The 11669-nt window shown below is 27.8% G+C and carries 10 protein-coding genes; 4 read left to right on the top strand and 6 right to left on the bottom strand.

What is annotated here, in order from left to right; all coding sequences use genetic code 11:
• Positions 1 to 76: 76 nt before the first annotated feature.
• Entirely contained in the window at positions 77 to 994 is a 918-nt protein-coding gene (locus CRV01_RS00350) for a glutaminase (protein ID WP_129005932.1), read from the bottom strand.
• A 147-nt stretch (positions 995 to 1141) separates the two neighbouring features.
• Between CRV01_RS00350 and typA the strand changes: the two genes are divergently transcribed.
• Positions 1142 to 2959, top strand: a complete 1818-nt coding sequence (gene typA, locus CRV01_RS00345) for a translational GTPase TypA (RefSeq protein ID WP_129005930.1) — start codon at positions 1142 to 1144, stop codon at positions 2957 to 2959.
• 401 nt (positions 2960 to 3360) lie between these two features.
• On the top strand, positions 3361 to 3777 hold the full coding sequence (locus CRV01_RS00340) for an Hsp20/alpha crystallin family protein (RefSeq protein ID WP_129005928.1): 417 nt from the start codon (positions 3361 to 3363) through the stop codon (positions 3775 to 3777).
• Positions 3778 to 3796: 19 nt separating this feature from the next.
• On the opposite strand, the gene CRV01_RS00335 is transcribed toward CRV01_RS00340, so the two are convergent.
• The 4 genes from CRV01_RS00335 to CRV01_RS00320 all read right to left on the bottom strand — a co-directional run bounded on the left by CRV01_RS00335 (position 3797) and on the right by CRV01_RS00320 (position 7613).
• Complete coding sequence (locus CRV01_RS00335; RefSeq protein WP_129005926.1) at positions 3797 to 4162, bottom strand: response regulator; 366 nt, start codon at positions 4160 to 4162, stop codon at positions 3797 to 3799.
• Positions 4163 to 4176: 14 nt separating this feature from the next.
• The gene (locus tag CRV01_RS00330) at positions 4177 to 6471 is read right to left on the bottom strand and encodes a cache domain-containing protein (protein ID WP_129005924.1); all 2295 of its coding nucleotides are present in this window, start codon (positions 6469 to 6471) and stop codon (positions 4177 to 4179) included.
• A gap of 357 nt (positions 6472 to 6828) precedes the next feature.
• Entirely contained in the window at positions 6829 to 7167 is a 339-nt protein-coding gene (locus CRV01_RS00325) for a nitrous oxide-stimulated promoter family protein (protein ID WP_129005922.1), read from the bottom strand.
• 5 nt (positions 7168 to 7172) lie between these two features.
• Entirely contained in the window at positions 7173 to 7613 is a 441-nt protein-coding gene (locus CRV01_RS00320; protein ID WP_129005920.1) for a bacteriohemerythrin, read from the bottom strand.
• A gap of 73 nt (positions 7614 to 7686) precedes the next feature.
• Here CRV01_RS00320 and CRV01_RS00315 point away from each other — a divergent pair, with 73 nt between their 5' ends.
• On the top strand, positions 7687 to 8322 hold the full coding sequence (locus CRV01_RS00315) for a Crp/Fnr family transcriptional regulator (protein WP_129005918.1): 636 nt from the start codon (positions 7687 to 7689) through the stop codon (positions 8320 to 8322).
• Here CRV01_RS00315 and CRV01_RS00310 read toward each other — a convergent pair.
• Positions 8319 to 9437, bottom strand: a complete 1119-nt coding sequence (locus CRV01_RS00310; protein WP_129005916.1) for a metallophosphoesterase — start codon at positions 9435 to 9437, stop codon at positions 8319 to 8321. The genes CRV01_RS00315 and CRV01_RS00310 overlap by 4 nt on opposite strands.
• Before the next feature lie 177 nt (positions 9438 to 9614).
• On the opposite strand from CRV01_RS00310, the gene CRV01_RS00305 reads away from it, so the two are divergent.
• Positions 9615 to 11669, top strand: coding sequence for a PAS domain S-box protein (locus tag CRV01_RS00305; protein WP_164969991.1), 2055 nt, complete (start codon positions 9615 to 9617; stop codon positions 11667 to 11669).

The following is an 11669-nucleotide window of genomic DNA, read 5'->3' as shown; positions in this document are numbered from 1 at the left end:
TCATTTAATACTGAAAATTTACAGTTAATTAATGAAAGGTTTATGAATTTAATATGAAAAAAAATTCATATTTTATTTAAAAAATAGAAAGGTTTGTTTTTGTAGTAAATAGTTCTAGTGCTTTTGTTCCTACTAGTGAGTTTCCATGTTTATTTAATTTAGGACAATAAACGCATATTGCCATTTTTTGAGGAACAACAGCAACAATACCTCCACCAACACCACTTTTACCAGGAAGTCCTACGTGAAAAGCAAAATCTCCAGAGGCATCATAATGTCCACATGTTAACATAAGTGCATTTATTCTTTTTGCTTGTGCTTGGGTTATGATTTCAGAGTTTGTGTTAGGAATAACTCCATGGTTAGCAAGGTATAACATAGTTTTTGCTAGTTGTTTTGTATTCATTATTATTGAGCATTGTTTAAAATAAGTCTCTATTACTTCTTGTGTATTATTTTCAATATTATTAAAACTTTTCATCATATTAATTAATGCGAGGTTTCTATATCCACTTTCAAGTTCAGATTTGTAAATCTCTTTATCAAAGCTTATATTTTGATCATTTGAAACTTTTTTGATAAATTCCAAAACAGTTGAAAATGTATCTTCTTTATATTTAGAAACTAAAGAGTCTGTTGTAACAATTGCCCCTGCATTAATAAAAGGATTTCTAGGAATCCCTTTTTCGTATTCAAGTTGAATAAGTGAATTAAAAGGATTTCCTGATGGTTCATGTCCTACTCTTTTATATAAATCTTTTCCATAAATATCTAAAGCTAAAGTGAAAGTAAAAACCTTAGAAATACTTTGTATTGAAAAAAGTTTTTCATATGTACCAATATGATGTTCTGTTCCATCTATTTCAATAATACTCATTGCAAAATCATCTTTTTCAACATTTGCCAAAGCAGGTATATAATCAGCAACAGTTCCTTTATTTAAATAGGGTTTGATTTCTTCTTTAATCTCTTCAAGTATTGTTTGATAGTTCATTTCTATTCCTAAATTTTTATAAAATAGTATAATAGTTTAGAGTATAAAAAGTGTTTTTTGTTTTTTACTTATAACTAATTTTTTAAGTTATCATAAATTTAAGCAAAATTTTAGTATAATCGCGAAAATTTATCATAAAGAGAGTAAATGAGAGATATTAGAAATATTGCCGTAATTGCACACGTTGACCACGGTAAAACAACACTAGTTGATGAGTTACTTAAGCAATCAGGTACTTTTGCAGCTCACCAAGAGGTTGATGAAAGAGTTATGGATAGCAATGATATTGAAAAAGAAAGAGGAATTACTATTCTTTCTAAAAATACTGCTATTGATTACGAAGGCGTAAGAATCAATATTATTGACACTCCAGGACACGCCGATTTTGGTGGAGAAGTTGAGAGGGTTTTAAAGATGGTTGACTCTGTGCTTTTACTTGTAGATGCACAAGAAGGGGTTATGCCTCAAACTAAATTCGTTGTTAAAAAAGCACTTCAATTAGGACATAGACCAATTGTTGTAGTAAACAAAATCGATAAACCAGCGGGTGAACCTGATAGAGTTGTTGATGAAGTATTTGACCTATTTGACCAAATGGGTGCAACTGAAGAGCAACTTGAATTCCCAGTAATCTATGCAGCAGCAAGAGATGGTTATGCAATGCATGCATTAGAAGATGAAAAGAAAGATTTACAACCATTATTTGAAACTATTCTTACAGAAGTTCCAAAGCCAAAGGGAAGTGAAGAAGAAGGTTTACAATTACAAGTATTTACTCTTGATTATGATAACTTCATTGGAAAAATTGGTATTGCAAGAATCTTTAATGGAACTATTTCTCAAGGTGAAACAGTTCTTTTATGTAAAGCAGATGGTGAAAAACTTAAAGGTAGAGTAACTAAACTTATTGGTTTTAAAGGTTTAGAAAGAATTGAAATAAAAACTGCTGGTGCAGGTGATATCTGTGCTGTGGCTGGATTTGAAACTATTGATGTAGGTGACTCTCTTTGCGATCCTGCAAATCCAATGCCACTAGATCCAATGCACATTGAAGAGCCAACTCTTTCTGTAACTTTTGCTGTAAATGATTCTCCATTAGCAGGAACAGAAGGTAAGTATGTAACTTCAAATAAAATTGATGAAAGACTTGCAGCTGAAATGAACACTAATATTGCAATGAATTATGAGCAAATTGGTGAGGGTAAATTTAAAGTTAACGGAAGAGGTGAACTTCAAATTACTATTTTAGCTGAGAATATGAGAAGAGAAGGTTTTGAGTTCTCTATTGGAAGACCTGAAGTTATTACTAGAGAAGAAAATGGTGTAACTATGGAGCCATTTGAGCACCTAGTAATTGATACTCCAGATGATTATTCTGGAACAATTATTGAAAAACTTGGAAAAAGAAAAGCTAATATGACAAATATGGTACCTATGGGTGCTGGATTTACAAGATTAGAATTTGAAATTCCTGCAAGAGGTCTTATTGGTATTAGAACAGAGTTTTTAACTGATACAAAAGGTGAGGGTGTTATGAACCACTCATTCTTAGAGTTTAGACCACATTCTGGAACAGTTGAGTCTAGAAAATATGGAGCACTAGTTTCTATGGAAAATGGTGAAGCATTAGGTTATTCAATCTTTAACTTACAAGAAAGAGGTGTAATGTATATTAAACCTCAAGATAAGGTTTATAATGGAATGGTAATCGGTGAACACGCAAAATCTAATGACTTAGACGTTAACCCAATTAAAGGGAAACAATTAACAAACGTTAGATCTTCGGGTGCTGATGATGCAATCAAACTAGTTCCACCAAGAGTGATGTCCTTAGAAAATGCTTTAGAGTGGATCGAGGATGATGAACTTGTTGAAGTAACTCCTATAAGTGTAAGAGTTAGAAAAAGAGAACTTGATCCAACAGTTAGAAAAAGAGCAGCAAAAAAGGCTAAATTCGCCGAATAATAGAAATTAAAAAACTTTAAAATCTATTTCAAAGGGGAAGAAGCTTTTTGCTTCTTCCCCTTTTTTTATGTCTAAAAAAACTAAAAAGGGAAAATATATATGTCATCCGATGATATGAGGAAACAAACGTATAAAAACAATATAAATTAATAGGAGACTTTTTCTCCTATTGAAAGGGAGAAAAATGAATAATATTAATACTAATAAAAAAGATTATGTAATAGTTTTAACAATATATTTATTAACAATATTAACAACATTTATTGCAGTAGCTAATTAGCACTAATTATATCAAATTGCTAATATTTTTAGCACTAGCTCTTGACAAGTGCTAAAAATATTTGATATAATTTCATTAACTTGATAAGAAGATTATCAAGAATTTAAATAAAGGAGTCAAAATGCTACTAACAAAATTTGATCCATTTAAACAATTTAAAGATTTAGAAAGAAGTTTTTATAACTACCCAAGTAATAATGAGTCAGTAAATGGCTTTGTTCCTATTGTTAATACAAGAGAAGGGGAAAGTGCTTATCATATAGATGTAGATTTACCAGGGGTAAAAAAAGAAGATATTAAAGTTGACATTAGTAAAGATATACTAACTATCTCTGGTGAAAGAAAAACTAAAGATGAAATAAAAGAAGAAGATTATTATAAAGTTGAAACATCATTTGGTAAGTTTACAAGAAGCTTTACTCTTCCAGAAAATATAGATATTGAAAACATTGAAGCAAGAAGTGACAATGGAGTTTTAGAAGTAATTATTCCTAAAAAAGAGGAACAAAATAGTAAAAAATCAATTGAAATTAAATAAGAGGAAGAATTTCTTCCTCTTATAAGTTTATAGCATCTAGTACTTTATTTTCTACATCTCTCATAGAGATAAATGGTTTAGTTAAATAGTCATCAACTCCTATACCATCACACTCAATCATTTTATCTTCTGTTGAAAAAGCAGTAATCATAATTATCTTTTGAGTTGGTTTTATTTCTCTAATTTTTTTTACAAGCTCAATACCATTCATTTGAGGCATCATGATATCACAAAGAATTAAGTCATAATTATTCTTTTGGATTGAATCTAGTGCAGTAAGTGGATTTTCAAAAGTATGAATATCAAAAAGGTTTTTTCTTGATAAAAATCTTTCTAAGATATCTAAGATTGAAGTTTCATCATCAATAATTGCAATTTTTTTCATTTTAGTCCTTCTTTTTATAAATTAGCGTTTTCTACTTTTACAGTATCAAGTGTTTTAAATACTTCAGCTGTTGCAGTTTCAACATTATTTCCAATTTCTATTAATTTATCATTTGAGGCATGTTCTAAGTTCTTATCTAAGAAGCATTGAACTCCACCATGAACTCTTTTATGTGCATCTTTAAGTGCTTGCCAGTTTGCAGTTTTTGTAAATGGTTTACCTTCTTGTTCACTTTTGATAATCCATTTTCCTAGATTACATTGAGTTTCATCAACTACAGTAATTTTTGTGTTTTCTGTAATTCTAGCAAAGTTATTTTCTTTGAATAGAATATGTTGTAATTTTAAGTTATTTAATTCATGTACTAAATTTATATCTGCTATTTGTTTTCTAGCAGAGTCTTTAAATTTAGCATTTCTAGCAACAGAGATAAGGTTGTTTGATAAGTTTTTAACTTCACTTGCTAATGAAGCAATACTAGTAGCATCACTTGCATTTTCTTGAGTGTTTTTATCTAAGATAGTAATTGCATCATTAATTTGTGCAATCCCTAATCCTTGCTCTTTTGAAGCATTTGCCACATTATCAATTATTTCTTTAGTTTGAACAATCGCATTTTGAAGTTCATCATAACCTTGAATCATTGTATCTGCAATATTTTTACCATTATTAGCTTTTGAAGTTGCTTTTTCAACTAAGTTTTTAATCTCTTTAGCTGCTTCAGCTGATCTACTAGCTAGATTTCTTACTTCCCCTGCAACTACTGCAAAACCTTTACCAGCTTCCCCTGCCGTTGCTGCTTCAACAGCCGCATTTAGTGATAAAATATTTGTTTGGAATGCAATTTGATCAATAACTGTAATTGCTTCTGCAATAGATTCAACTTCTGTATTAATCTCATCCATTGAAGTTGCAGTTTGATGAGCTAATTGTTGCCCTTTTTGAGCAGAGTTCATAACTACATCATCAAGTTCTTTCATTTTATCCATATTTTGTGTACTATTTTGGATATTACTGTTAATCTCTTCAACAGCAGCAGCAGTCTCTTCTAATGAAGCAGCTTGTGCATTTGCAGAATCTGATAAAGATGTAGCAGAAGAAGTTAGAATCTCAATATTGTTTGCAAGTTTTTCACCACTTGTCATAATAGTTGCTAAAATTTCTGATACATTATCTCCAATAGATTTTGTTCCTCTAACAACTGAACCTAAGTTACCACTTACATTTTTAACTTCAAAGTCATATTCAAAGTTTCCTTTTGAGTACTCATTTAAAGCATTGTTAACTTGACCTAGATGTTCTTTAAATTCGTCAATTAAAATATTAATAGTATTTTTTAAGTCATTTGTAGATCTATTTTCTGTATTACTTTCTACTTTATAAGCAAAGAAACCTGCTCTAACCATTTCAATTGCTTTTTCACTCTCTTCAACAATCTTTTGATCTTGCGCAGTAACTCTTCTAATTGATTCTAGATATTCATTAAAGTATCTTGCTAAATCACCAATTTCATCTTTTGAATCAATATTAATTTTTTGATCCGCACTTGAAAACTTTGTAAGAGCTTTTACTGTTCCTGTTAGTTTTGAAAGTGGCTTAACAATCATTTTATTTGCAATAAGTATAACAATAGATGAAATAACTATAGTAAGAATAATCACACCAATTGAAATAAATAAAATAGCATCTTTTGTATCACTTTGTGAAGAAGCTTCCATTTGCGCTACACTTTTTTCTACATCATCAAGGTAACTTCCAGTAGCAATAACCCATCCCCATGGTTTAAATACTTCAATATAAGTATATTTAGGTTGTGGTTTATCATATCCTGGTTTATTCCATACATAAGTAATTAGACCAGTACCTTTTGATTTTGCAAGTTTCTTAATATCTTTAAAAAAGAATTTACCCTCTGGGTCTTTCACGTCAGATACATTTCTTCCAACTAATGATTTAGATACTGGATGCATTAACATATTTAAGTCAAGGTCATTAATCCAAAAGTATCCTTCTTTTCCATATCTAATTTTTTCAATAGCCTTAAGGGCATTTTGTTTTGCCTCTTCTTCACTAAGTCCTTCTGATTTCATACTATCGTATTCATCTTTAAGGGTATTCATAGCTAAAGAAACATAATTTTTTAAGTTAAGTTCTTTATTTTTGTAAGCATCTTTTGTATATTTTTCAATATTCTGCTTACTTATGTGGTTAATCGAATATATAGCTTCAATAGCTAAAATAATCGAAACAGTTATAATAGTTGAGATTACTATTATAAGTAGCTTGTTCTTTATGGTTAGATTTTTCATGCATGCTCCTAATCAATTAGTAAGAATAATAATAAAATTACTAATAAGTAATTATTTTACTTAAAATTTTTAAAAGCTTTGTTTATAAAAAGCTTAATTTTCACTAATTGTATAAAATATTAATATAAAATACACAAAATTAATAATATTTCTAGTAATTAGTCAAAAATAATAAATATTAAATCTCATTGAGACAGTTTTGAGACACTCTTATGATAAAATTTGTAAAAATAATCAATCAAGGTATTTGTTATGTTTGATTTCTTTACGTTGGATTTGTTTTTTAACTTAACTGTTACAGTAATAATATCTTTAATAGTAATAGAAGGATTTAGTTATTTAAAAAGTAAAGGTAAGTCATGAGAAAAAAGAGTTTTTTATAGAGTTAAATTTGAAATGTATTCCTCCATATCTCATTACTTTCGCAACTTTTTTCCACATACTTTTTTCATAACAAGGTGATGGACAATTTCTACATCTTGGTTTTTCTTCATGTACACAATTTTCTAGTTTATTTATACTATAGTTAATATCTTGTATACACTCTTGGCAAACATCAAATTCATATACAAAAGTATGTTCTTTATAAACAACACTTTTTGTATGTAAGCTATTATGTTCATGTTTATTTTGACAATAATATTCAAAAAACTTTTTTAATGTTTTTATCTCAGAATCAAATTTTTCAATAGTCATATTGTTTAATGTGCACTACAAGGACTCATTCCAGTTTTGAAAAACATTGCTGTTACCGTGTCCATTGTTTGAATATGATTTATTAGCCAGTTAACTAAATCTATTTCTAAATAACTTTTTAAAAATTCTTTATCATTGTTTTTAATAAAATAATCTAGTACCTGTCTCATTTGTTCTAAACATTTTTCATGCTCGCTTTTGTGCATCATATAAGGAGGAAAATTAAGCTCAAGCATTTTGTCTTCTTCTCCTTTGAAGTGTGAAACAGTATGGTCATACCAGTCTTGAAAAGCATCTATAACAATATTTTTATTCTCTTTTGTTTCTGTTTCAATATATTTTAGTAATTTCTCATATAAATCATTTATAATATCAACATCTTCATAATGAACGTCATTCATAAAATCTTCGGCAACTAGGGGTAAATCATTTTTATTTATTAACATAAATACCTCTTTAAATTTATTTTCAAAATATTTGCATAAAATAAGAAATAAAGCATTGATTGGAATCAAGATAATGAGCAAGTTAAAAGAGTTTTATTTATTTGATGGCTTAAGCCAAAAAGATTTAGAGGTTTTAGAAAGTATTAGTTTTGAAAAGAAGTTTTCAAAGGATGAATTAGTTTTCTATAAAGGTGATGAATCAAAATATTTATTGCTTTTACTTAGCGGATGTGTAAAAATTTATAGACATGATTTTAAAGATAATGAGATAACCATTCATAATATAAAAGCATCTTCTTTTATAGCAGAGCTTGCAAACTATGAAAATATTCCTTACCCTGCAAATTGTAGATGTGAAATGGATTCTAAAATTATATTTATAGATTATAAAAAGTTTGAAGAGTACTTCTTACAAAAAAATGAGTTTTTATTGATTTTTATAAAATCATTAACAAAAAAAATAAAAGCCTTAGAACTATTTATTAGTACAAATATGATTGAAGATGTAGATGCAAAAATAGCAAAGTTTATTTATGATAATAAAGCTGAAATAAATGCAATAAAACAAATAAAAATAGCAGAGCTTTTAAATATAAGGCAAGAAACCTTATCAAGAAAACTAGCTAAACTTAAAAAAGAGGGTATTTTAGAAAATAAAAAAGGAAAAATAGAAATTAAAGATGAAAGAGCTTTAAAAGCTCTTTTTTAAGCTGGAATAATTGTTATTTCACTAATCTCTGAACTAGCACCTAATCTCATTGGAGGACCCCAGAAACCAGTCCCTTTGTTAACATATATTTGTGTGTTTTCATTATGCTTATGTAAGCCTTTTATATAAGGTTGTTGAAGTCTTACTAGAAGATTGAAAGGTGCTATTTGCCCTCCATGGGTATGTCCGCTTAATATTAAATCAACTTTTTGGTCTATTTCTTTTATATATTTTGGCTGATGTGCTAATAATACTTTAGGAAAATCTTTTGTTCCTTGCAATGCTTTTTTCAAATCAGGCATGTAGGCATTAATATTATTTCCAAATATATCATAAACACCTGCTAAATAAAATCCTTTATCTTCTTCTCCAATATAAACATTCTCATTTTCTAGTGTTTTTATTCCCAAAGAGTTTACATATTTTATAATTGCCGCAACATCATGGAAATATTCATGGTTACCAACAATAAAGTATGTTCCATACTTTGAGTTTAGATTTTTCAGTTCATCTAAAGCAGCCTTCGCATACTTCATTTTTGTATCAACTAAATCACCTGTAATAACAATTATATCGGCATTTAAACTATTAACTTTTAATACAAGATTATGAATAAATTTTTTGTCTACAAGCCCACCAATGTGAATATCACTTAGTTGAACTATTTTATATTTTTGTTTTAAATTTTTTATTTTAACTTCAACTTTTTCTAGTTCTATATGTTTTGCATTATACATTGCTTTTGCATTTATCCCGCCAGCAAGAGCAACTGCACCTACATCTAAACTTTTTTTAAAAAAGTCTCTTCTTTTTTCATCTTTAATTGATTTGTTAATTAAAAGGGCAAAAATCTCGTAGAAAATAGTTGCTATAAAAAGAAGAAAGATAATACCAATTGGTATTGATAAAAGAAAGTATGCCCAGTTTGGAACACTTGGATTGTATCTTACAAGCATATAAGCTATTATCCCTAGAAGGTTTATTATTAAAAATATATTTAGATAGTTTTTTGTTTTTTTAGAAAAGTGAAGTTTTGCGATAAATCTTCTTGATATTAAAAAACTAAGAAGTGCCATAACACTTATAAACATTGTTGCAAATATAATAAATCTCATGGCAGGATTATACAAATGTTTTTTTAACACATAATTAATAAAATTAGGAATTAAAGGAACTAAAATAATACTTTTGTGTTACAAAATTTTATGATTTGAATTTATTTTCTTAAAAAAGAAACAAATATTTAGTTTTCATTAACTATAATTTATAAACACTCAATGAAGGGAAAACTTGTGAAAAAGATATTATTATTTAATTTCCTTTTTATTAGCATCCTTTTTTCTGATCACATAAGTTTAGGTTCTTTTTTAAATAACAATAATACGACGATACTTATAATAAACCCCAAAAATGGAAAAATAGTTCAAGCAAATGAGTTTGCAGCAAAGTTTTATGGAATGAAACTTTCTCAACTAAAATCATTAAATATAAAAGACATAAATACTTTTTCAAAAGAACAAGTACAAGAAGAGATGCAAAAGGCAAAAGAAGAGAATAGAAACTATTTTATTTTTAAACATAAGCTTGCAAATGAAAAGATAGAGAAAGTAGAAGTTTACTCTTTTCCAATAATTTATAATAACCAAAAACTACTCTTTTCAATTGTTAATAAATACAAAGATAAATATGCAGTAAAATATTTTAATAAAAGTTTAGAACAGCAAGTAAAGATTCAAACTGCTCAAATAGAACAATCAAAACAAAATATTACAAATATATTTTTAGCCTGTATGGGTCTTCTAATAGTTTGGGTTGTAGTTTTAATATATTTGTTAAAACAGAAAAAACATTTAACAATAAAACTTCAAGAGACTAACAAAAAACTTCATGAAACAAATGAAAGATTTGAATTAGCAATGGATACCACAAAAGATGGCTTATGGGATTGGAATATAAAGACAAATGAAGTCATATTTTCAAAAACATGGAAAGAGATGTTAGGCTTTAAAGATAATGAATTAGAGAATAATTTTGAAGCCTTAATATCAAAAATTCATAAAGAGGATTTATCAAAGGTTCAAAAAGATATAGAAGATACTCTAAATGGAATAACAGAGTATTATGAAAACATTCATAGAATCAGACACAAAGATGGTCACTGGGTTTGGATTCTAGACCGTGCTAAAACAATATTTGATGAAAATAATAATCCAATAAGAATGATAGGTTTTCATACTGATATTACTTCACAAAAAAAAGCAGAAAAGAAAATTGAACAACAAAAAGAAGAGTTCGAGAAAATATTTTCTAACTCAAATGATGCTATTGCAATAGTAGATTTAGAGACAAACTTTTTAAATTTCAATGATGCTTATTTAAATATGACAGGTTACAAAAAAGAAGATCTTCTTAAAAAAAGTTGTTTAGAATTGACCTTTGAAGAAGATATTGAAGCTACAAAGAAGGCATTAGAAGAAGTCTTTGAAAATGGACATATAGAGAACTTTGAAAAAAGATGTATTGTAAAAGGTGGTAAGACACTATTATCAAGTCTAAATATAGCTTTAATGAGTGATAAAAAGAGACTAATCTTAACAACAAGAGATATAACGAAAGTTAAAAATATGCAATCTCAGGAAAAGTTAGTTTCAATGGGAGAAATGATTGGAAATATTGCACACCAATGGAGACAACCTTTGACGGTAATTACTACAAATGCTAGTGGTGTAAAACTTCAAAAAGAGTTAGATTTATTAGATGATAAAACTTTTAATAAAGCAATGGATTCAATTATTAGTCAATCAAAATATTTATCAGAAACTATAGATGATTTTAGAGCTTATATAAAAGATGATAAACAAAGAGAAGAAGCAACAATAGTTTATATTCTAAATAAAACACTTTCTTTAAATGAAGCAAGTTTAAAAAATAATCATATAGAAGTTATAACTGATTTTGAAGCAGATTTAAGAATATATGGTTATAAAAATGAGTTAGTACAATCTTTTTTAAATATTATAAATAATGCTGTTGATGCTATAAAAGAAAGATTAGCTAATGATATGCATAGAATAGTTTTAATCTCTACAAAAAAAACCCAAAGTGGCTTAACTGTAGAAATAAAAGATAACGCAGGAGGAATAAATAAAGAGATTCTTCCAAGAATATTTGAACCATATTTTACAACAAAACATCAAAGTGTAGGAACAGGAATTGGTCTTTCTTTATCCCATGATATTTTAGTAAATCATCATAAAGCTCAAATTGATGTTATGAATGAAGAGTTTGAGTATGAAGGGAAAAAGTATAAAGGTGCAAAATTTATTATTAAGTTTAAAAAGCTTTAG

This window comes from Arcobacter sp. CECT 8983, from assembly GCF_004118855.1.
Lineage (GTDB): Bacteria > Campylobacterota > Campylobacteria > Campylobacterales > Arcobacteraceae > Halarcobacter.
The sequence above is the reverse complement of the archived record's forward strand: the minus strand, read 5'-3'. Positions and strand labels throughout refer to the sequence as shown.